Annotated in this window: 21 protein-coding genes; 9 read left to right on the plus strand and 12 right to left on the minus strand. The window is 62.8% G+C overall.

All coding sequences use genetic code 11. From position 1 onward, the window contains the following. Window positions 1–47: 47 nt before the first annotated feature. A complete protein-coding gene (locus tag ABDW49_RS10485) occupies window positions 48–299 on the minus strand; it encodes a DUF2171 domain-containing protein (RefSeq protein ID WP_343611735.1) in 252 nt (83 codons plus the stop codon). Window positions 300–505: 206 nt separating this feature from the next. Between ABDW49_RS10485 and ABDW49_RS10490 the strand changes: the two genes are divergently transcribed. The 3 genes from ABDW49_RS10490 (at window position 506) to ABDW49_RS10500 (ending at window position 2,708) form a co-directional block, all read left to right on the plus strand. Continuing rightward, a complete protein-coding gene (locus ABDW49_RS10490; protein ID WP_343611736.1) occupies window positions 506–985 on the plus strand; it encodes a DUF2231 domain-containing protein in 480 nt (159 codons plus the stop codon). Next, complete coding sequence (locus ABDW49_RS10495) at window positions 982–2,289, plus strand: sorbosone dehydrogenase family protein (RefSeq protein ID WP_343611738.1); 1,308 nt, start codon at window positions 982–984, stop codon at window positions 2,287–2,289. Before ABDW49_RS10490 ends, ABDW49_RS10495 begins: the two co-directional genes overlap by 4 nt. Before the next feature lie 110 nt (window positions 2,290–2,399). Beyond that, a complete protein-coding gene (locus ABDW49_RS10500) occupies window positions 2,400–2,708 on the plus strand; it encodes a hypothetical protein (RefSeq protein WP_343611740.1) in 309 nt (102 codons plus the stop codon). Window positions 2,709–2,717: 9 nt separating this feature from the next. Here the strand turns inward: ABDW49_RS10500 and ABDW49_RS10505 are convergent, their stop codons facing one another. Together ABDW49_RS10505 and ABDW49_RS10510 are read right to left on the minus strand one after the other, a co-directional pair. Further along, window positions 2,718–2,951 carry a hypothetical protein gene (locus tag ABDW49_RS10505; RefSeq protein ID WP_343611741.1) on the minus strand — a complete coding sequence of 78 codons (234 nt, stop codon included), beginning with the start codon at window positions 2,949–2,951 and terminating at the stop codon, window positions 2,718–2,720. 158 nt (window positions 2,952–3,109) lie between these two features. Beyond that, window positions 3,110–4,837, minus strand: a complete 1,728-nt coding sequence (locus ABDW49_RS10510) for an FAD/NAD(P)-binding protein (protein ID WP_343611743.1) — start codon at window positions 4,835–4,837, stop codon at window positions 3,110–3,112. 315 nt (window positions 4,838–5,152) lie between these two features. Between ABDW49_RS10510 and ABDW49_RS10515 the strand changes: the two genes are divergently transcribed. Beyond that, window positions 5,153–6,718 (plus strand): glucan biosynthesis protein, encoded by a 1,566-nt coding sequence (locus ABDW49_RS10515; protein ID WP_343611745.1) that lies wholly within the window; start codon window positions 5,153–5,155, stop codon window positions 6,716–6,718. 93 nt (window positions 6,719–6,811) lie between these two features. Here ABDW49_RS10515 and ABDW49_RS10520 read toward each other — a convergent pair whose 3' ends face one another. From ABDW49_RS10520 to ABDW49_RS10545, 6 genes are all read right to left on the minus strand, one after another. Further along, window positions 6,812–7,165, minus strand: a complete 354-nt coding sequence (locus ABDW49_RS10520; RefSeq protein ID WP_343611746.1) for a response regulator — start codon at window positions 7,163–7,165, stop codon at window positions 6,812–6,814. Between the two features lie 91 nt (window positions 7,166–7,256). Continuing rightward, window positions 7,257–7,619 carry a response regulator gene (locus ABDW49_RS10525; RefSeq protein WP_343611747.1) on the minus strand — a complete coding sequence of 121 codons (363 nt, stop codon included), beginning with the start codon at window positions 7,617–7,619 and terminating at the stop codon, window positions 7,257–7,259. Further along, window positions 7,616–11,047 carry a chemotaxis protein CheB gene (locus tag ABDW49_RS10530; protein ID WP_343611749.1) on the minus strand — a complete coding sequence of 1,144 codons (3,432 nt, stop codon included), beginning with the start codon at window positions 11,045–11,047 and terminating at the stop codon, window positions 7,616–7,618. Before ABDW49_RS10530 ends, ABDW49_RS10525 begins: the two co-directional genes overlap by 4 nt. Continuing rightward, entirely contained in the window at window positions 11,044–11,595 is a 552-nt protein-coding gene (locus ABDW49_RS10535; RefSeq protein WP_343611751.1) for a PAS domain-containing protein, read from the minus strand. Before ABDW49_RS10535 ends, ABDW49_RS10530 begins: the two co-directional genes overlap by 4 nt. Window positions 11,596–12,046: 451 nt before the next feature. Beyond that, the gene (locus ABDW49_RS10540; RefSeq protein ID WP_343611753.1) at window positions 12,047–12,769 is read right to left on the minus strand and encodes a DUF4142 domain-containing protein; all 723 of its coding nucleotides are present in this window, start codon (window positions 12,767–12,769) and stop codon (window positions 12,047–12,049) included. A 167-nt stretch (window positions 12,770–12,936) separates the two neighbouring features. Further along, window positions 12,937–13,305, minus strand: a complete 369-nt coding sequence (locus ABDW49_RS10545) for a hypothetical protein (protein ID WP_343611755.1) — start codon at window positions 13,303–13,305, stop codon at window positions 12,937–12,939. A 199-nt stretch (window positions 13,306–13,504) separates the two neighbouring features. On the opposite strand from ABDW49_RS10545, the gene ABDW49_RS10550 reads away from it, so the two are divergent. Continuing rightward, the gene (locus ABDW49_RS10550; protein ID WP_343611756.1) at window positions 13,505–15,382 is read left to right on the plus strand and encodes a CocE/NonD family hydrolase; all 1,878 of its coding nucleotides are present in this window, start codon (window positions 13,505–13,507) and stop codon (window positions 15,380–15,382) included. A 197-nt stretch (window positions 15,383–15,579) separates the two neighbouring features. Here the strand turns inward: ABDW49_RS10550 and ABDW49_RS10555 are convergent, their stop codons facing one another. Both ABDW49_RS10555 and ABDW49_RS10560 read right to left on the minus strand, forming a co-directional pair. Beyond that, a complete protein-coding gene (locus ABDW49_RS10555; protein ID WP_343611758.1) occupies window positions 15,580–15,753 on the minus strand; it encodes a hypothetical protein in 174 nt (57 codons plus the stop codon). Window positions 15,754–15,814: 61 nt separating this feature from the next. Continuing rightward, window positions 15,815–16,009 (minus strand): hypothetical protein, encoded by a 195-nt coding sequence (locus tag ABDW49_RS10560; protein ID WP_343611760.1) that lies wholly within the window; start codon window positions 16,007–16,009, stop codon window positions 15,815–15,817. A gap of 392 nt (window positions 16,010–16,401) precedes the next feature. Here ABDW49_RS10560 and ABDW49_RS10565 point away from each other — a divergent pair, with 392 nt between their 5' ends. Beyond that, complete coding sequence (locus ABDW49_RS10565; protein WP_343611762.1) at window positions 16,402–17,547, plus strand: carbohydrate porin; 1,146 nt, start codon at window positions 16,402–16,404, stop codon at window positions 17,545–17,547. A 24-nt stretch (window positions 17,548–17,571) separates the two neighbouring features. Here the strand turns inward: ABDW49_RS10565 and ABDW49_RS10570 are convergent, their stop codons facing one another. After that, window positions 17,572–17,961, minus strand: a complete 390-nt coding sequence (locus ABDW49_RS10570; RefSeq protein WP_343611763.1) for a response regulator — start codon at window positions 17,959–17,961, stop codon at window positions 17,572–17,574. A gap of 263 nt (window positions 17,962–18,224) precedes the next feature. Between ABDW49_RS10570 and ABDW49_RS10575 the strand changes: the two genes are divergently transcribed. The 3 genes from ABDW49_RS10575 to ABDW49_RS10585 are packed head-to-tail and all read left to right on the plus strand — an operon-like array spanning window position 18,225 to window position 20,037. After that, entirely contained in the window at window positions 18,225–18,491 is a 267-nt protein-coding gene (locus ABDW49_RS10575) for a hypothetical protein (protein ID WP_343611765.1), read from the plus strand. 30 nt (window positions 18,492–18,521) lie between these two features. Beyond that, window positions 18,522–19,679, plus strand: a complete 1,158-nt coding sequence (locus tag ABDW49_RS10580; RefSeq protein WP_343611767.1) for an HWE histidine kinase domain-containing protein — start codon at window positions 18,522–18,524, stop codon at window positions 19,677–19,679. A 4-nt stretch (window positions 19,680–19,683) separates the two neighbouring features. Continuing rightward, on the plus strand, window positions 19,684–20,037 hold the full coding sequence (locus ABDW49_RS10585) for a response regulator (RefSeq protein WP_343611769.1): 354 nt from the start codon (window positions 19,684–19,686) through the stop codon (window positions 20,035–20,037). Window positions 20,038–20,110: the final 73 nt, after the last annotated feature.

A 20,110-nucleotide genomic window follows, 5' to 3' on the forward strand; every position in this document is an offset into this window, starting at 1 on the left:
CGTGGGGCCAGATCGCCCCACGGCCATCCAGTTCCCAAAGGTCGGGCTTAGATGCCCTCGTCGTCCTTTTCTTCCTCGAAGGTAACGGCGACATCGGCGTTGGCCGAAAGCCGCACCGTATCCCCCTCGACCTCGGCCACAAGCCCGCCGGAAATATAGTGATGGTGGCCGCTGTGCGATCCGCTCTCGGATTTCGTCAGCTTGATGCGGTCGCCCTCGATCCGGTCGACCGTGCCGACATGCACGCCGTCGGCGCCGATGATGTCCATATGTTCCTTGATCTGATCGAGATTGGCCATGTCACGCTCCTGTTGCCGGTGTGGCGCAGGGGAAACGCACCAGTGCGGGGGAAGGGCGCGCGCTTTTCGTCGCAAAAATCCGTCGCTTCGATGGGGAACGGATGTCAGCTGCAGCGGAACATCCCGGCAGCCGGACTGTATCGCAAAGACCGGCCCGCTCCGGCCGATGGGCCAGTGGCCCGGCATCGTCAAAAAGGAACGCGCCTGTGGCAACCGCCCCCGATCCCGCCTTTCCTCACGCCCGTCGCCCCGAGGCGATCCGCCCGGTTTTTCCGGCCAGCTATCCGCTGCATGTGATCCTCTCGGCCTATCCCATCGCCTGCTTTACTGGCGCTTTCCTGACCGACTGGGCCTATCTGGCAAGCTATGAGATGCAATGGGCCAATTTCTCGGCCTGGCTGATCGTGGCCGGGCTGGTGATGGGCGTGCTGACGGGGACTGCCGGGCTGGTCGATTTCTTCAGCAGCCGGCGAATGCGGCGGCCAAGGGCCGGATGGTGGCACGGGCTGGGCAATGGGCTGGTGATGCTGCTGGCGCTGCTCAATGCCTTCGTCCACAGCCGCGATGCCTATACCTCGGTGATGCCCTGGGGCATTCTACTCTCGCTGTTGACCGCCGTGCTGGTGCTGGTGACCAGTTGGCTGGGCACGCGGCAGACCATGCAAGCGCTGGAGATCCGCCCGTGAAGCGCGCGCTCCCCTTTGCCGCCCTGACCGTGCTGCTGGCGCTTGCCGCCTGCGACGGCCCGGCCGCCAGCCCCGACGCGCAGACCGGCCCCAACCCGCAATTGCCCGATCAGCAGCAATATCTGATGCCGCCGATGAAGGTGGGCAAGGTGGTGCCTTGGGGCAATAGCATGCCCACGCCCGCGCCGGGCCTGCAGGTGCAGGCGCTGGCCACCGGGCTGGAACATCCGCGCCAGGTCTATCCCCTGCCCAATGGCGATGTGCTGGTGGTGGAGAGCAATGGCCCGCCGGCGCCGGTCTTCCGCCCCAAGGAGATCATCATGGGGCTGGTGCAGGGTTCCGCGGGGGCCAAGGCCAAATCCGCCAACCGCATCACCCTGCTGCGCGACGCCGATGGCGACGGCAAGTATGAGCAGCGCAGCGTCTTTCTCGATCGTCTGAACTCGCCCTTCGGCGTGGCGCTGGTGGGCAATGATCTGTATGTCGCCAATGCCGATGCGCTGATCCGCTTCCCCTATGTCACGGGTGACACGCGGATCACCGCGCCGGGGCAGAAGCTGGTCGACCTGCCCGGCGGGCCGATCAATCATCACTGGACCAAGAGTCTGGTCGCGAGCCCCGATGGCAGCAAGCTCTATGTCGGTGTCGGCTCGAACAGCAACATCACCGAAAACGGCATCGGCGCGGAGCTGAACCGCGCCGCCGTCTGGGAGATCGACCGGGCGAGCGGCGCCTGGAAGCTCTATGCCGGGGGGCTGCGCAACCCCGCCGCCGTCGCCATCGAGCCGCAGAGCCATGCCGTCTGGACCGCCGTGAATGAGCGCGATGAACTCGGCCCCAATCTGGTGCCCGACTACATCACCTCGCTGCGGCCTGGGGGCTTTTATGGCTGGCCCTACAGCTATTACGGCAGGCATATCGATCCGCGTGTGAAGCCGACGCGCCCCGATCTGGTGGCGAGCGCGCTGGTGCCCGATTATGCGCTGGGGTCGCATGTCGCGCCGCTGGGGCTGGCCTTTGCCAACAATGGCGGCCTGCTGCCGGACACCATGCGCAATGGCGCTTTCGTGGGTGAGCATGGCAGCTGGGACCGTGATCCCTTCAACGGCTACCGGGTGGTGTTTGTCGGCTTTGCCAATGGGCGGCCGGTCGCCAAGCCGGTGGATGTGCTGACGGGCTTCCTCGACCGCAACAACACCGTGCATGGCCGCCCGGTGGGCGTAGCGATGGACACGCATGGCGCGCTGCTGGTGGCCGACGATGTGGGCAACACCGTCTGGCGGGTGAGCGCGAAACGGCCTTGAGCGCTGCCCGGCGCATGACCGCGATCACCGGAGGTTCGGGCAGGCCGCGCTGAGGGCGCGGGCGGAACATCGGCCTCCCGCCGGGCGTTGCCCCTGAGAGGAGAGAGATCATGAGCGACACCTCGGTTAGACCCGCGCAGCATCTTGTGAAGCCTGTGGAGCAGCAGGAAGGAGCCTCCACGATCCGGGTGGATGCCCAGCAGGCCAATGCTGCCGATGCGCGCAAAGGCCGGGCAGGGGAGGAAGCGAAGCCCTTCTCCGAAGCCGGGCAGGAGGGTCATCATCTGCCCCCGCACCGCCCCGGCGACAGCGATATGGCGCCCGATGAGCCCAATGATATGATCTCGGAGCGGCGCAATGCCAGCCGGGATGATACGGGGCGCAAGACGCCCGTTGAAAGCGAGACGCCATCAGAATGAACAGGCCTGTCACCGACCCGCAAAGCTGTCATAGGCCTCTTGCGCGATGTCTGAGGCGACTTCGGCCAGCACATCGTAATCCGGTTCGCCCCCCTGTTCGCGGGTTTCGGCGACACCGGCCCGCATCGCCTTGAGATAGGCTTGCCGCGCCACGGACAGGCCTGTCTCATCCGAACCCACGATGCGCATAGGCGGGAAGTGCGGATCGTGAAATCCATCAGCACTGGTGCTGTCATGGGTCATGGTTTGCCCCGTTGATCGATCGCTGTGCATGCCACGCATGCTCCGCTCGTCGCGCGATAGACAGGGCCTTCAGATGAGGCGTTGCGTTTCAGCGACGCCTGATGGGCTTTCCCGGTATAGACCCATACGTTGCCGCCTCGTTGCAAAGCGACAAAGCGTCAGGCGGCTGGCCCCACCACCGGCTTCTTTGGCAGATGGATCGTGCGGATTGCGGCTTCATCGCCGCAATAGACCGGGCAGGTGGTGTCCAGCGTGGCGAGATAGTGGTTGACCTGCCACCTTGCGTCTTCCGGTTGATCCGGCGTTTCATCACCGGTTCGCAGCAGGGCCGTTGCCGTGCTTCTGCCCATGGCCGCGCTTTCGCACAGGCCCTGAACAAAGGGGCGCCGCTTGAGCAGAAAGGGCAGCGCAAGGCAGTGGATGCGCCCGAGCGCGGGATCGTCAGGCGCGATCACCAGATCCTCACCGGGAGGAAGGCCGTCATTCCAGTCCAGCCCCTGATCTCTGGCCCGCGCACAGAGCTGCAGTCGCAGCGTGGGAAAGGGGAAAAGATCCAGACCCAGCGGTTGCTGCCCGCGCGCGTCGATCAGGCTGTCGAACTGCAGTGAGCGCGCGCCAATCCGGATGTGCCAGCCCTGTTCTCCCCGGTCATGGAGACCATAGTGGGGGCCCAGTCGCTCGATCCGCAGCACGGCTGCCTCCCGCAGGGCCAGCAGACGGTCGATGGAAAGATGGGGCACGGCTGCGTAATTGTCGGTGAAGCAGCGCTTGATACCCTGTTCGAACCGCGTGAGGTCCGTGGGCGACAGCCGGGGGACGATGCGGCCAAAGGGTTCATGCATCCGCAAAATGGCATAGCGCCAGGCCTGAGTGCGGCGCTGGCGGTGGCTATCCCGCGCTTCGGCAAGATTGGTGCGCGCGTGGAGGAAGGGATCGATGCTCTGCCTTTGGGCGAAATAGCGGTCGGCAAAATTGTCGGCGGTGGCGCTGTCCAGATCGATGCTGTCGGCATAGGCTGCATCGAGCTCGCGCAGCTGGCGGGCGAACAGGGCGAAGATCCGGTCCAGATCGCCATCGCCGCCTTGCAGCATCTGCGCCAGCGCTTGATCGGTGAAGAGATCGAGCGGTTCGAGCGGAAAGGGAAACCAGAAATCCGCCTCCGGCAGCAGGCCACTGCGCGAGAGCATGGTCACCTGCCAGCCGGTATCGCCCTGATAGCTCAGGCCCTGTGCAGTCTCGACGAAATCGCCATGCTGCAGAGCCAGTGTCATCACGGCATCGATTGCGCTCAAGGAACTGCCCAGAAGGCCGATGTTCTCGGCGCCAGCGGGCGCGCTTGGCGGCTGGGCCGGGCCTTGGGAACGATAGCCGGTGGCAATCACCAGCCTGTCCAGCCAATCCGTGCCTGTCTTGCCCTTCGCGTCCCATGCGATGCGCACCCCATCCGGGAAGGCCGCGACATCGGTGACCTGATGGGAGCGATGGACGCTCACCCGATGCGGTCCGAGATGATGGGCAAGCAGCAGATCGAACTGGTCGGCAAAATACGCACCCAGCACCACGCGCGGAAAGAAGGCGCGATCATCGTCCGCACTGTCCGCGATGCCCCAGGCGGCGAGGCGTTCGGCGCTCTGGCGTCTGGCCCAGCCGTTGAGTGTTTCGCACAAGGGCGGAAGCTCGATCCCGGCGATGTTGGCCAGCATCGGCATGGTGACATGATCGGTGCTGAAGGGGATACCCGGACCGGTTTTCTCTCCCGCCTCATAGAGGTGGATGTCGCAAGGGCGATCGCTTTCGAGCAGGGCGTGAAGGGTGTAGAGCGCGGTCGGTCCGGTGCCGACAATGCCGATCGTGTGTGAAGCTGGCCTTTGGGGTGAGGGGACCATGGTCTATCCGTAACTCGGTTGGGCGCTGGTCTGCGGGTCGGGAAACAATTGTGGGCTGAAATGGGGGGCATTAGGTCAGCAATGGGTCTGCATATTGCCTGTCTGACACCATCGGGCCTCAATCGGATCTTGTTTGGCTGAAGGCTGTTGAGGGGCGGTGCCTTGACGGGTTGAGTTTCGGAACAGTGCTGAGAGGGGGAGGTTCCGCAGCCTATCGTTCAGCTGATCGCATCGTGGTCCCAAAGCGGATGTTGAGACACCCATCTGGAACTTGCGCGCAGGCGGTCTCTTCTGTGATCTGTCAGGAGAAGAACCATGGTAAGCCCTGTTTCCGACGACTGCATCGACTCCAGCGCCCCTTCCGGGCCATCTGCCTTGCCCGCCTTTTCCCGACGCGACATTTGCGGCGGCATCGCAGGCCTTTCCTTCGCGTCGCTGGCGGGCATAGCGACCGCCGCTGCGGGCGACACCGCCGCCACGCGTTTTGGCCCGCCACAAAGCTTTTCCTGGGACGAGCTGACGGGCCTTGTGCGCAAGCTGGCCGCCAAGCCTTATGAGGCGGCGGCATCCACGCCCGGCGCGCATGATGTTGATTTCGATGCCGCGGGAAAGCTCACCTATGGCCCCGCCACGCCCTTGACGGGCTCGGTTCGCCTGCTGCCGGTCAATCGCTATGCGCCCACGCCCGTGAAGCTGAACGTCCTGCAGCGCGGACAGGCGCGCGCCTTGCTGTCCAGCAAAGGCCTTTTCGCGGGAGGCGCCGAGGCCAGACCGGCTGGCTTTCGCGTGCTTAGCGCCCGCGCCGAGGGCGACTGGCTGTCCTTCATGGGCGCATCCTATTTCCGGACGGCAGGCGCGCAGAACCAATATGGCATCTCGGCAAGGGGGATCGCGGTCGATACGGCGCTGACCAGCGAAGAGGAGTTCCCGGCCTTCACCGAATTCTGGATCGAGACGCTGAGCGATAGCGCCATGCGTGTCTACGGGCTGATCGATGGGCCCAGCCTTGTGGGCGCCATGCGCTTTGACAACAGCACCGGGCCAGACGGTGTGGTGCAGGATGTGACGGCGGTCTTTGCCATGCGCAAGGACATCAAGCGGCTGGGCATCGCCCCGGCCTCCAGCATGTTCTGGTATGATCAGACCTCACCCGACCGGACGCCCGACTGGCGCCCCGAAATTCACGATTCCGATGGTCTGGCGATCGTTGCGGCCAATGGCGAGCATCTGTGGCGCCCGCTGCGCAACCCCCGCCATCCGCGCACCAATGCCTTTTCCGTCACCAATCCGCGCGGGTTCGGGCTGATGCAGCGGGATCGCCGCTTTACCGACTATCAGGACGATGGCGCCTTCTATGACCGGCGCCCCAGTCTCTGGGTGGAGCCGATCGGCGATTGGGGGCCAGGCGCGGTGATGCTCTATGAGTTTCCGACCGACTCCGAAACCACCGACAATGTTACCGCCTTCTGGGTCAGCGATACGCCGGCGCGGGCGGGCGGATATCACGAATGGCGCTATCGGCTGCGCTGGACATCGCGTGATCCATCCTCGGCAGCCGGCGCACGCCTAGTCGATCAATGGAACGGCGCTGGCGGCATACCCGGCGCGGCTGCGCGGCAGGATGCGCATAAGCTGGTCTTCGATTTCGAGGGCGAGAGCCTGGCCGGGCTGGACCGCTCAAGCGGGGTCGCGGCGGTGACGAACCTGCCTGCCGCCGCTGTTCTGGCTCAGGCGGCCTATCCTGTGGTTGGCGCGGCAAAGCGCTGGCGTGTGATGCTGGATGTGCGGCCTGCAGCCATCACGCAATCCGAGTTTCGCCTGTTCCTTCAGCATAAAGGCGCCGCCTTGTCCGAAACGGTCATCGAGCCGGTGGCGGGATAAACGTAAATAAGGTCCAGTTGATTCGAATTTTATGCACATTGAACTTCGCAGAAATTTGCGGATGGAGCAGCCGGAGTGTTGCGTCAGTGCTGTTTAGCGGGCTCGCTTGAATTTCCGAAAGGCTTCGACAAGGGAGGTCTGGTCGACCGGCTTTTGTAGGATCACGCAGGGCTGATAGGCCATCAGCGTATCATCGGGCGTTCCGGTCACGAAGATCGTAGGGATTGGGCCCACCTTTTCATGGATCGCCTTGATCGCCCGCGGACCGAAACCTTGAGCCAGGGTGACATCACAGGTGATCACATCCGGCCGTCTTTCCTTTGCAGCGGCGAGCGCCCGTTCTTCCGAGCTCGCGAATGCGAAAGAGAACGCGCCGTGATCCTCAAGCTGCTCTGCAAGATCCAACGCGATAAGGATCTCATCCTCAATGATCAGGACATGAGCCATTCAAACCGATTCCGTGTTCTCGATATAAGTCATAAGCAGCCGGGAAGAGGCGGTTCGAGCCCTGGTCTTCCCGCCACCCTTTGGCGAAAGTTCAGCCGATCTCGCCGCCGACGGCCCTGTGCAAGGCCCTTCGCAGTTCCGAGGGTGAGCTGGGTTTCGCGCAGATCTGCGCGGCCGGATAGCGCGTCTTGAGCTGCGCTTCATCGGCATGGGCTGAATGGAAAATCAGCGGAATGCCCTCATCGCGCAACCGGTCGGCGGCGGGAAAGACCTCATTGTCCAGCAGCCGCACATCGAGGATGGCGCAATCGGGCAGCATCCCATCCAGCGCGGCCAGCGTGCTGCTCACCGTCTCATAAGGCCCGTCGACCGCGAGGCCCACATCCTCGACGATGTCCTGAACATCGAGTGCAACGAGCAGCTCATCCTCGACAATCATGATGGTTTTGGTCACGTGTGGATCACCGAAAGAGGAAGACGCATGGTCAGGGAAAAACGGTGGCTGTCGATCTGGCGCGTTAATTCAGCTTTGATCTGCCGGGCCGAGGCGGTGACCAGAACCGTGCCGAAGCCGGTGGCTTCCTTGACATGGATAGGGCTATCGCTCTCTTCGCACCATTCGAGCAGGATCACATGGTCAGTGAGCGACCATGTGACGCGCAGCGCGCCATCCTTGCCGTCAAGCACGCCATATTTGGCGGCATTGGTCGTCCATTCATGGAAGATCAGCGCAAGAGAGGACAGGCAATTGCGGTCGATCAACAAATCCGGACCGTTCAGTTCAATGGGGGCATGTTCGCGATAGGGGGCCAGCGTGGTGTCCAGCAGGTCACGCAGGGGGATCGACTGCTGGTCTCCCGATGGCGCGGCGAGCGAATGGGCGCGGCCCAGCGCGGCGATCCGCTCGCGCAGATCCTCGCTGTAGGTGCGCACATCGCTGTGCGAGCGCCCCACCGCCGAGATCATCGCGCTGACGATGGCAAAGAGGTTCTTCACCCGGTGGTTCATCTCGCGCAGCATCAGCGCGCGGGTTTCGGCGACCGTGTATTCCTCTGTCATATCGATGGTGGTGCCCACCAGTCGCTTGGGGCGTGACCCGGCGATGGGGCGGCCAAAGGTCTTGATATGGCGTGGTCCGTCTTGCGTCTCAAGGCGAAAACTGGCGTCGAAATCCTCGTTGCGCTCCGCCGCAACGCGCAGGCCATCCTTGACGAGCCTGCGGTCGTCGGGAACGATCTTGTCAAGAGCATCGTCGAGGTGGAGATCGCAATTATCCGGCAGGCCCAGCATCGTGCGGCTGGTTGCATCCAGCACCAGCTCGCGGGTGTCGGCGCAATATTCCCAGATGCCGATGCCGCCCGCCTTGATCGCGAGCCCCAGACGCTCACGCTCATCAGCCAGATCGCGCGCCATCGAGAGCGCTTCGGTGATGTCGGTCAGCACCAGCGTGGCGCCATCCACGGTACCATGCTGGGTACGATAGGGAAGAACGCGCAAGGCAAGCGCGCGCCCACCCTCGCGGGTTTGCACGCGGCGTTGCAGCTGTTCGCCGCTGTCGGCCACGGCGCGTGCATCGGCCAGATAGCCGTCATCCTCCAGCTTGCTGGCGACATCGGCCAGCAGACGCCCGCGATCGGCGGGCTGGAGCGGGAAGATGCGCGTGGCGGCATCGGTGAAGCTGCGGATACGCAGTGCCTTGTCCAGAACGATGACGGCCAGTTCGGTGGATTCGAAGAAGTTGCGCAGGTCGGCATTGGCCACGGTGAGCTGATCGACCTTGCTCTTCAACTCGTCATTGACGGTCGAAAGCTCCTCATTGGTCGATTGCAGTTCCTCATTCATCGACATCATTTCTTCGTTGGAGCTCTTTAGCTCCTCATTGGCCGTTTCCAGTTCCTCGACCGCGGTGCGCAGCTTGTGGCGGGTGAGGCGCAATTCCTCTTCCAGCGCTTCCATATGGTCGTCGCCGTTCTCGAGTTCGGCGAGATCGGGGTCTTCGAAGGGCTGGAAGGTGCCGCGGTCATGGAACACCACCAGCAGCGTGCCATCGGGCAGCGGCTCGCACACGGCCTCGATGGGCTGGGTGCCATAGTCGGTGACGACGTCGATCTGGCGGGCGACCACACGCTTGTTGCTGTCGCGCGCCTGCCGCATCAGCGTACCAAGCACATCGCGCAGCCCCGGCTTGGCCAGCGAGATGGCATTGGCGCCGCCCACGCGCGTGACCGGGAAGTCGAAGTAACGGCTGAGCTTGCCGAAGGCGGAGAGCACCGCCCCATCCTGATTGACCACCATCGAGGGCGGGCTGTAGCGCTCGGCCAGCCGCTGGACCGCGATGGCCGGATCGGCATGCTTGCGCTCTGCCGTGCGGCGGGCAGGGTCATCCCGGCGTCTAGCGGTGCGCTCGCCGCCGGGAAGGTCGATGGGATAGGCAGGGCTGCCGGGGCTGCGCTCGAAGATGCGGGCGTGGTGATCGATGGCGGGGAAGAGGTGGTCGAAGCGTCCGATGCTTTCCGAGGGGCCCAGAAACAGAAAGCCGCCAGGGCGCAGAGCATAGTGCAGGATCGGCATCACCGATTGTTGCAGCCGATCGTCGAAATAGATCAGCAGGTTGCGGCAGGACACCAGATCGATGCGCGAGAAGGGCGGGTCCTTCACCACGCTGTGGTTCGAGAAGCGGATCAGGTCGCGGATCTGGCCGGAGATCGAGAAACGCTCGCCGTGGGGGATGGTCCAGCGTTCGCGTAGAGGAGAGGGAATGTCGGCCAGCGCGGCAGCGGGATAGCTGCCTTCGCGGGCGATGTTGAGCATCTGCTCGTCGATATCACTGGCGAAGATCTGGACCGGATTGATCAGATCCATCCCTCGCGCCGCTTCGGCGAAAAGCATGGCGATGCTGTAGGCTTCCTCGCCGCTGGAGCAGCCCGGAATCCACACGCGGATATCCTCGCCATCGCTCTGGCGCAGCAGCGGCTCGACCACCTTGCTGCGCAGGGCCTCGAACATTTCGGGGTCGCGGAAAAAGCGGGTGACGTTGATGAGCAGGTCGCGGAACAGCGCCTCGCATTCTGCGGCATCGGAGCGCACGCGCTGGAGATAGGCACGGCCCGAGCCGATGTTGAGCACATGCATGCGCCGCTCAACCCTGCGGATCAGCGTCGAACGCTTGTAGCCCGAGAAATCGTGGCCGATGGCCCCGCGCAGCGTGTGGCACAGATCATCGACATGATCGGCGACGAGTTCGGCCTCATCCTCCTGAGCATCGCCCGCGCTGCGCCCGAAGAAGGCACCGAGGCAATCAAGGATTTCGCCCGGCTGCTTGACGTAATCGACCAGCCCGGTGCCCACGGCGGCCAGCGGCATGCCGTCATATTTGGCACTCCCCGGTTCCTGCACGACGCAGACACCGCCATGTTCCTTGATGGCGCGCAGTCCGGTTGATCCATCGGCGCCCGTGCCCGAGAGGATGACGCAGGCGGCGTTAGCCTGCTGGTCGGTGGCCAGCGAGACGAAGAAATCGTCGATGGGGCGGCGCAGACCCCGTGGTTGCGCGAAATCGGTCAGCTGCAGCTTGCCCTCATGCAGTGCCAGCCCGCGGCCCGGCGGGATGATGTAGACATGATCGGGCTCCAGCGCCTCGCCGCCCTCGCATTGCAGCACGTCGAGCGGTCCAGCGCGATCGAGCAACTGGGCCAGCATGCTCTCGTAATTGGGATCGAGGTGCTGAACGATCACGAAGGCCATGTTGGTGGGCGGACTGGCCGCCGCAAGCATGTCACGCAAGGCCTCAAGTCCCCCGGCCGAGGCGCCGATGCCCACAATCGGCACGCTGCGGGTTTCAGCGTCCTGACCGTCCTTTGCACATGTTTTGGTTGAGGTCACAGGATCGAACTGTCGTCAAGATTGGCAAGGATTAGCTTGGCCTGGGCGATGGCGTGGGCGGAGTTGGCCACGGTGGTCAGCGTGCCCTCGACGATGATGCCGCTTTCGGCCACCACAGGGCTGAGGCGGGTCAGCGTCTGGCCCAGATCCTGGTCATAGGCCTGCAGGCGCTCGGGCTGGGCACGGCTGATATCGAATTGCGAGGCGAAGATGAAACGGGTTTCGCCCGAGAGCGCCCGCAGTCGCGACATGTAGAGCAGGTTGACGAAGGGCGTGCCATCCTTCTTGAAATTGACGATGGGGGTACGGACATTGGCGATCGTATCGTCGGCCAGAAAAGCGCGCAGCTTGGCACGAGCATCGCGGTCGTCGGCGTCGCGTTGCAGCACCCGGCAATTGCGATGGAGCAGATCCTGCCGCGCATAGCCGGTGAATTCGAGAAATCGGCGGTTTATCAGAACCAGCGGGGTGTCATCACCAGATGATGCCAAGGTCAGGGCGATGGGCGAATTCTCGAAAAAATTTTCCAGTTCAGCAGGTATCGTCACATCCGGCACGTCACTTGTCTCCAGCCTGCACCGTGCAGACGGTGCCTGAAGGTCGAACGCTCAACAGGCACCCATGGTTTCCGCCTTGGAGAATTTCTACAGGAGAGTCACGGAACTCCTTCGGGCGACGTGAGGGTTAGGCCTCGCCAGCGTGGATGTCTATCGCTGGTCGGCGAGAGAAAACTGTTTAACGACAGACGCTTTTTCGGCAGCTGTCCGGGACGGCGTAAGGCCGCCTTGTTACCAGAGTTGCCCTATGGCGGCGATCGATCAGGCTATGCAGCCAGGTGAAACTGATCAACAGACCGTCATCCGCCACCACCGCAAAAGCGACAACCTGCATCACCTCGAGGCCGACCCTGTGACCGCTGGCGCGCGTCCGGACAATACTGTGCCGCCATCCGCGCAGGGTATGGATCGGTATACCGTTGCGGAAGGCGGCGGCCCGCCGTCACTTGCCGATCTTGTCCAGCATCGTGATATGCTGCTGCACCACGGGAACGATCTGGGCGGCGGCGGCTTTCAGTTCCTCGTTGTTTCCATCGGCGGCATAGGTCTTGTGAAGCATCAGCGCTGCGGCATGACCATCGCGCTGGGCGTCGAGATAGATCTTGTCGGCATCCTTGCCCTTGGCCGCCTTGATCGCATCGAGGCTCTGCTGCTGGGCTGGCTGCAGCCGGGGCGCGGCGACGGCGATATCCGCCGCTTTCGCCGTCTTTTTGAGCAAGGTGGTCGACGCCTCGTGATCTTTGATCATCATCTGGGCGAAGGCCTTGACCTGAGGATCCTCTGTCGTCTTGAGGATGGCGCGCGAGCTTTCGATTTCGAAAAGGTCGCCGGCACCGGCCTTGGCCAGATACGTATCCGGGTCCTTGCCAGGGGTGGCATTGGCTTCTTCACCTGCGTTTGAGGATGCGCTCATGGTGGGCATGCCGTCCTGGGGTGTGACCGAGGAGGCATCGCTCGCGCCTCTTGAGCTTGCTGTCTGATCCGTCGCCTTCTGGCAGGCGGATAACGCTAGCGCGGGCAGAACAAGCCAGACGAGATTTTTCATGGCAAAGCTCTCCGTTGAGCAAAATGTTTGTTGAGGTGCTAACGATCGGCATCGTCCTTGGGTTCGCGGGCCCGTTGAAGAAGCTGCCTGGCTGATGCGGCGCCGTTGCGGGGTGAGCATATTAGGAATGAACTGCCCCGCGTCCGCTCGGATTGCGTGGGCGGTTGATGACGGTACGGCATTTATCCCTGGCCTTACCAATCGCGCATGCTGCTTTTGGAGTTACGCGCGGTAAGTGTCTCAAAAGGCATCCAAAGAAAGCCTTACCTGCTTTCCACTCGATAAGCCTATTTAACTAACGGCGGCTTCTGGAAGAACACCGGCCGCATACCTCGCTCCTGGCTTTGCTGCTCATCTGTCCCCGAGATTGGATCATCAGAGAAATTGCTGTCGTCCGCGAGCACCGCCGTGAAATCAACACACAAGGCATCGAGGCGATGTTTGAGATCGTTGTCCGACATATCTCCGATCATCGCCATCGCGCCCTGTGACCACTGGCCCATTCCGCCCAGGCCGGGATGGTTGAACTGGGCATAGTGGCCGCCTCCTTTTGCAAGGGATTCAAAGAGGATGATAGCTGCATCATGATCGATGCCCTGGCGGGCCGCCGCGCCATCGACCGCAGCCATACCTTTTTCGTTCAGGTCTCGCATCATCCCGCTCCTCTGCTCCGCTAAGCGCAGGGCTGATTTATGGGAAGCGATGATCGACCGGCAGGTTCCTTGCACAGTCTGATCCCATGTCTTCCCAACAAAGACCTGTTCGAAAAGCCATGGGTATGCCACCTGCTCAGGACAGCGAAGGGAAATGGAATTTATGCGTATCACCGGGTTGCTGATAAGCGGTTTGGCGTTGATGCTCGGGTCGACGGCCCATGCCCAGACCTTGCCGAACGGTATCCCGGCCAAATTCACGCCCGTCACCTCAACCTTCGATTACGACCGGCGCGAGGTGGATGTGAAGATGCGCGATGGCGTGGCGCTGCATATGGTGCTGATCGTGCCCAAGGCCGCGCATGATGCCCCCATTTTGCTGGACCGCACGCCCTACGGCGCTGAAAAGATGACCAGCCGTCAGGAAAGCAGCCACGGCGCCATGCTGGTCAATCCGGCTTATGCCGAGTTTCTGAAGGCGGGCTACATTCTCGCCGTTGAAGACATTCGCGGCAAATATGGCTCCAAGGGCGAGTATGTGAATGAGCGCCCGCTGATCGGCCCGCTCAATGGCACCAAGGTGGACCATGCCACCGATGCCTTCGATACGATCGACTGGCTGAGCAAGAATGTGAAGGAAGCCAATGGCCGCGTCGGCATCATTGGCACCAGCTATGACGGCATGATGGCCGCGATGGCGCTGGTTCATCCCCATCCCGCGCTCAAGGCCGCTGCGCCGATGAATCCGGTCATCAACACCTGGATGAATGACGACGATTTTCACGGCGGCGCCTTCCGGATGATCGGCTATGATTATTACTTCGGCCAGGACACGGCGCGCGGCAGCGCGGGCGACCTGTGGCGCAGTGCCTATGACGATTACGACACCTTCCTGCGTGCCGGCTCAGCGAGTGGCTTCGTCAAGAGCCGCGGGCTCGACCAGATCCCCTTCGTGAGGGACCTGCACGACCACCCCGCCTATGACGCCTATTGGCAGGGGCAGGCGCTGGAGACGATCCTTCCCAAACAGCCGCAGACCGTCCCCACCCTGTGGATCGGCAGCCTGTGGGATCAGGAGGATATGTATGGCGCGGTGGCGGCTTTCGAGGCGGTCAGCAAACATGATCCGAACCACCTCAACCATCTGGCGCTGGGCCCCTGGGCGCATGGCGGCTGGTCAGGGGCGGGAGACAGCCTCGGCGCGATCCGGTTCCAGTCGGATACGGGCACATGGTTTCGCCAGCATGTGCTGATCCCTTTCCTCGACGGCTATCTCAAGAGCGGTGGGCAGCCTGCGCAGATCGCGCCCGTCACGGCCTTCCAGACCGGCACGAATGAATGGCAGCGCCTGCCAAGCTGGCCGGTGGCTTGCGACAGCGGTTGCGGCACTCCGAGCCGCAAGCTCTATCTGCGCGAGAATGGTACGCTGTCCTTCGCCGCGCCAACGGCCGAGGGAGCGGATGATTATATCTCCGACCCGGCCAAGCCCATTCCCTATCGCCAGCGCCCCATTCGCACCACGGATGCGCCGGGATCGACATGGCGGCAATGGCTGGTCGATGACCAGCGGGCCTTTTCCGATCGCCCTGACGTGCTGACCTATCAGACCGCGCCGCTGGAGGCACCGCTCACGCTAGCGGGCGCGCCGGTTGCCGAACTTGTCGCCTCAACCACGGGCAGCGATGGCGATTTCGTGGTCAAGTTGATCGATCTCTATCCCGACGAGGTGCCCGAAAAGCCCGAGATGGGCGGTTATCAGCTGCCCATCGCCATGGACATTCTGCGCGGCCGCTATCGCGAGGGCTTTTCGCAGGCCAAGCCCATCACGCCCAATGCCGCGCTGACCTATCGCCTGACGCTGCCCAATGTGAACCATGTGTTCCTGCCCGGGCACCGGATCATGGTGCAGATCCAGTCCAGCTGGTTCCCGCTGTATGACCGCAATCCCCAAAGCTTCGTGCCCAATGTATTTGACGCCAAGCCAGAGGATTACCGCAAGGCGACGATCCGCATTTATCACGCTCCGGCGCAGGCAAGCGCCCTTGAACTGCCGGTGGTGGCGATAGACACATTGCGATAGGACATGATGGCTGGCCGGTGAGATATCTCGCCGGCCGGCATCCCTTAAAAGGGCAATGTGCTGGTGCCGTGGCGCAAAGCGTGGCGATCTGACGGGGTCTGTCTCGCTGGCCCCGGAGCGAGCCACTTGCATAGGAACATCAGATACTATCGAGCGGCCTGCGCTCCTGTCCCATGATGGGTTTGCTGCGCCATGCGTCAACGGCCCTGATTGGCTCGGTTGCCGCCGTGCAAAAGGCGCTTTCTGGCCTGGTCGGTGTCTTGCCGATCTTTTTCAAGAGCATCTTCAAGCTTGACCCGGACACTTTCAAACCCGCCACCCGCCGGGCTGTCAGCGGTGGGATGGTCGTCGTCTTTGCTGTTCTTGCTCATGCTTTGTTCCTAGGATGGATTGTATTCGGAACGTGGGAGAGGCGACAGTGAGCCCTCATCGTCAGAGCTTGCGTGCCACATCGGTATCGGCGGTGTGAGGCGTTGTTTTGGAGGCGCCCAGCTCCCCACGCTTCTTCTCGTCCATACCCGGATTGTCGCGTTCCTCGGGCAGGGTGGAGGGCGCGGGCGGGTCCTTGTCGACCATATGTCCCGGGCCGTTGCTCAGTGCCGGGTCCTTGCGGGATTCCTCACTCATAACAGCATCCTTTCATCAGCAGATGTCGGATTTGAAAGCCACGGGGACGTCAAAGGGTGCAAGGGATCGGTCGCTTGCTTGCAGAAATGAGGTGAGCGGACTTCAAGGCTCTGATCCGGATCGGAGCAGGCTCAAAGGGCGGCCAGGGACCTTTGCCAACCATGCTCCGTTTCGCGAAAGCCAGGGTGTTTGCCGGGCTGCGGCGAAGCGACCGCATTCTCTCCTCATGACATCGGTCAAAAACCATGGACCACCTTGCGCCCGGACCGCCACCGACTGTCACTTTCTCACGGTGGATCGCATCCATCGGCGCGACGGCGCTGGCGGCCATCGTACTGTTTATCGCCTCTCCATCCAAAGCTCTTGCGGATGCCGATGCGCCACCGCCCGTCTTGACCGCAACCTTCCGCGACACTCTGGATGGATGGCTGATTGCCAAGGGAGCGGCTCCTACCAGCGCGGCGATGAACAGGGCCCAACTGGCCGCCACTCTGGCGGGTGACCGGCTGGGTTTGCCCGGCTTGGCGATCCACGCGCAGATTTTCAACTATGCCGGCTCAGGTCTCAGCAGCCGGACGGGGGACATCCAGACGGCGGACGCCATCGAAGCCGTGCCCATGACCCGGCTCTTCGAAGCCTGGATCGAACAGCGCTTCGGTTCGGAAGAGCACAATGTCGCCCTGCGCGCAGGGCTGATGGATGTGAATGCCGATTTCGATTCGATCGTGACGGCCAACTGGCTGGTGAACTCCTCGCAAGGGATCGGTGCCGATATCGCGCGCAGTGGCGTAAACGGGCCCTCGATTTATCCTGTGTCCTCGCTCGGGTTGCGGTTGAGCTGGACACCAAACAAGCATTGGACCGGACGCGTCGCTATCCTTGATGGTGTTCCGGGTGATCCAGATCGTCCGCGTGCCTTCGTGGCGGCGAGGTTGGCGCCTGAGGATGGTGCGCTCACCATCGGGCAGGTGGATTACCGGTGGTCGGAGACGGGGCGGCTGGCCATCGGCCTATGGCGTTACAGCCTTTCGCGCCCCACGCTGGATGGTGTGACTGCGCGCCACGATCAGGGTTTCTATATGGAAGCCGAAAGCGCGCTTCCCGGCTCGACGCATTGGACCGGCTGGCTGCGTTTCGGCAGGGCAGCCGGTTCGATGCAGCAGGTCGATGGCTATTGGGGCGGCGGCGTGACCGGCAAGGGCCTGCTGCCCACGCGCAAGGATGATCGGCTCGGCCTGGCGTTTGCCCGAGCTTCGATCAGCCCTCTGGCAGTCCGCATAAGTGGCTTGCCGCGTACCGAAACCTCGTTCGAGCTGAGCTACCAATACAAGCTGAGCGCCCAGCTGGCCCTTCAGCCTGACGCACAATATCTCCATCACCCGGCAGCCATCGCTCACGCTCCGAACGCTTTGGTCATGGGGCTTCGCCTGATCCTCTCGCTCGGCGGCCCCAAACCGGCACCGGCGACCGATGCGTCGGACACGACCGTGCCTTCCGATGCTCCGGAACCCAAAGCGCCCGACGGAAAAACGTCCTGATAAGACTTGAGAGGCGCTGCGGCGTCAGCCGTTGCTCCGCTCGACGCGCGCGAAGGCGCCATCGACGGCTTCCTTGAACGTATCGAAGAGAAAGGGCTTGGCCACCACATAGCCATGGGGCGCCGCATGCTTTTCCGGGGCCTTCTCCGGGTCGCCGAGCATGAAGACGGTCGGGATGGTCCGCTTGGAGCAAATCTCGCGAACCGCATCGATGCCGGAGCCCTCGACCAGGCTGTCGTCGGCGGCAATAAAGTCGGGCGGCTGGCGGCTGGCCGAGGCAATAGCCGTACTCTCGCGGTCCGCGATGGCGATAGAGGTGAAGCCAAGTTCCCGCAGATGGTCCTCGACCATCATGGAAATGAGAACGGAGTCCTCGATAATGAGCGCATGCATGGTGTCGTCGCGAACCGTCAAATCTGCTCCAGGGGTGCCCCTTACCAATAATCCTGTGCGGGATCATCCGCAACAGGGGCCACCACTTCAGACAGCAAAAATGCCTGATACCGTCGCGGTGACGGGCGAGGGGGCTGAACGATCCATTCCGCGATTGGCAAAGCTACACAGTGGGGGAATTTGTTCCATGGCAGGAACGTCTTGACCTTTGAAGCGATGTCGTTTTGATCGGAAACGGGCGCGGCTTTAGACCATTGGGTCCCAAGAAAAAGGGTAGCATAGTGATGGCTGGGCATGAACGATCCTTCCCAGCTGGGGGCGGGAAGCTGGGAGAGCTGATCCGCAATTTCGACTGGTCGCAGACCTCGATCGGCCCCTTGAGCAATTGGCCGCACAGCCTGCGCACGGTGACTGAAATGCTTCTTCTTTCGCCGGTGCCCATCGTGTTGCTGTGGGGGCAGGACGGCATCATGATCTACAACGATGCCTATTCCGGTTTTGCCGGGGCGCGCCATCCGGAGTTGCTCGGCTCTCGAGTCCGCGAGGGTTGAGGCGAGATCGCCGATTTCAACGACAATGTGATGCGCGTGGGGCTCGGCGGAGGAACGCTGGCCTATCGCGACCATGAACTGACCCTCCACCGCCACGGCAAGCCCGAGCCGGTGTGGATGGACCTTGACTATTCCCCCGTGCTCGATGAATCCGGGGCGCCGGCGGGCGTGATTGCCATTGTGGTGGAAACCACCGCCCGCGTGCTGGCCGAACGCCGCGTGCGCGAAAGCGAGCGGAAGCTCCGCGCGCTGGTCGAGGCCTCCTCCGATGTGATCTATCAGCTGACCCCCGACTGGTCCGCGATGCTGCAACTGGAGGGCCGCTCTTTTTTGCGCAGCACTGGAGAGCCCGATCCCCACTGGCGGGATGCCTATCTGCTGCCCGAGGATCAGGAGGAGATTGGGGCGGATATTCGCGCGGCCATCGCCCAGAAACGCCCCTATCAGCGGGAGCACCGTGTGCGCCAGGCCGACGGCTCGATTGGCTGGACCTTTTCACGCGCCGTGCCCATCCTCGACGAGGCGGGCGAGATCACGGAATGGTTCGGCGCGGCCAGCGACGTGACCGAGCGCCGTCGCACCCATGAGCATCTGCGGTTGGTGGTCAATGAACTTAACCACCGGGTGAAGAACACGCTGGCCATGGTTCAGGCCATCGCCATGCGCACCTTCCGTGAGGATGAGGATCTTGGCAGCGCGCAAAAGCAATTCGCCGCAAGGCTGGTGGCGCTGGCCAGCGCCAATGATCTGCTGACCGGCGAAAGATGGGCAGGGGCTTCGCTGGAGACGGCTATCCTGCAGGCGGTTGAGCCCCATCAACCCGAGGCCGCGCGGCGCATCCTGAGCGGCCCGGATTTGCGGATTTCGCCCAAGACGGCGCTGGCTTTGTCGCTCGCCATGCATGAGCTTTCGACCAATGCAGTGAAATATGGCGCCTGGTCCAACGATCAGGGCGTGGTCACCATCGACTGGCGCGAAACGCAGCGCGATGGTCTCCCCACCCTCAGCATCGTCTGGACAGAACGTGCAGGGCCGCCCGTCGCGCCTCCCGCGCGGCGCGGTTTCGGCTCGCGGCTGATCGAGCGCGGCCTGGCCGGAGAGTTGGGAGGCACAGTTGCGATGCGCTTTGAACCCGAGGGACTGGTGTGCGAAGTCGAGGCGCCGCTGACCATCGTGGCGGATGAATGAGCCCATGGTCCACCGCATTTTGATCGTGGAGGACGAAATGACCATCGCCTTCATGATCGAGGATATGCTGATCTCGCTCGGCCATGAGGTGGTCGAGATTGCCATGCGCCTGCCAGAAGCGCTGGAGGTAGCACGGCGGGTCGAGGCGGATCTGGCGATCCTCGATGTCAATCTGGACGGTCTGCGCTCCTTTCCGGTGGCAGAGGTGCTGGAGGAGCGCGGCATCCCTTTTGGTTTCGCGACAGGCTATGGTGCCATGGGCGTTGAGGAGCGTTTCCGGCGGCACCCCATCCTCAAGAAGCCCTTTCGTCTGGTCGATCTTGAAGCGTTGATCGGGCAGATCGTGGTGCCGGGCTAGGCGCCCGGGAAGGGCTTTTCAGCGAAGCTCTATCCTTCCAAATCCTGTCTGCACCACCGCGAAGCATCTTCGC

Source organism: Novosphingobium sp. (assembly GCF_039595395.1).
GTDB lineage: Bacteria > Pseudomonadota > Alphaproteobacteria > Sphingomonadales > Sphingomonadaceae > Novosphingobium.

Excerpts from the sequence above, each read along its gene's own strand:
- ABDW49_RS10485 (WP_343611735.1), bottom strand. The coding sequence starts at position 299 with ATGGCCAATCTCGATCAGATCAAGGAACATATGGACATCATCGGCGCC.
- ABDW49_RS10500 (WP_343611740.1), top strand. The coding sequence starts at position 2,400 with ATGAGCGACACCTCGGTTAGACCCGCGCAGCATCTTGTGAAGCCTGTG.
- ABDW49_RS10505 (WP_343611741.1), bottom strand. The coding sequence starts at position 2,951 with ATGACCCATGACAGCACCAGTGCTGATGGATTTCACGATCCGCACTTC.
- ABDW49_RS10510 (WP_343611743.1), bottom strand. The coding sequence starts at position 4,837 with ATGGTCCCCTCACCCCAAAGGCCAGCTTCACACACGATCGGCATTGTC.
- ABDW49_RS10515 (WP_343611745.1), top strand. The coding sequence starts at position 5,153 with ATGGTAAGCCCTGTTTCCGACGACTGCATCGACTCCAGCGCCCCTTCC.
- ABDW49_RS10520 (WP_343611746.1), bottom strand. The coding sequence starts at position 7,165 with ATGGCTCATGTCCTGATCATTGAGGATGAGATCCTTATCGCGTTGGAT.
- ABDW49_RS10540 (WP_343611753.1), bottom strand. The coding sequence starts at position 12,769 with ATGCTCACCCCGCAACGGCGCCGCATCAGCCAGGCAGCTTCTTCAACG.
- ABDW49_RS10545 (WP_343611755.1), bottom strand. The coding sequence starts at position 13,305 with ATGATGCGAGACCTGAACGAAAAAGGTATGGCTGCGGTCGATGGCGCG.
- ABDW49_RS10550 (WP_343611756.1), top strand. The coding sequence starts at position 13,505 with ATGCTCGGGTCGACGGCCCATGCCCAGACCTTGCCGAACGGTATCCCG.
- ABDW49_RS10555 (WP_343611758.1), bottom strand. The coding sequence starts at position 15,753 with ATGAGCAAGAACAGCAAAGACGACGACCATCCCACCGCTGACAGCCCG.
- ABDW49_RS10560 (WP_343611760.1), bottom strand. The coding sequence starts at position 16,009 with ATGAGTGAGGAATCCCGCAAGGACCCGGCACTGAGCAACGGCCCGGGA.
- ABDW49_RS10575 (WP_343611765.1), top strand. The coding sequence starts at position 18,225 with ATGGCTGGGCATGAACGATCCTTCCCAGCTGGGGGCGGGAAGCTGGGA.
- ABDW49_RS10580 (WP_343611767.1), top strand. The coding sequence starts at position 18,522 with ATGCGCGTGGGGCTCGGCGGAGGAACGCTGGCCTATCGCGACCATGAA.
- ABDW49_RS10585 (WP_343611769.1), top strand. The coding sequence starts at position 19,684 with ATGGTCCACCGCATTTTGATCGTGGAGGACGAAATGACCATCGCCTTC.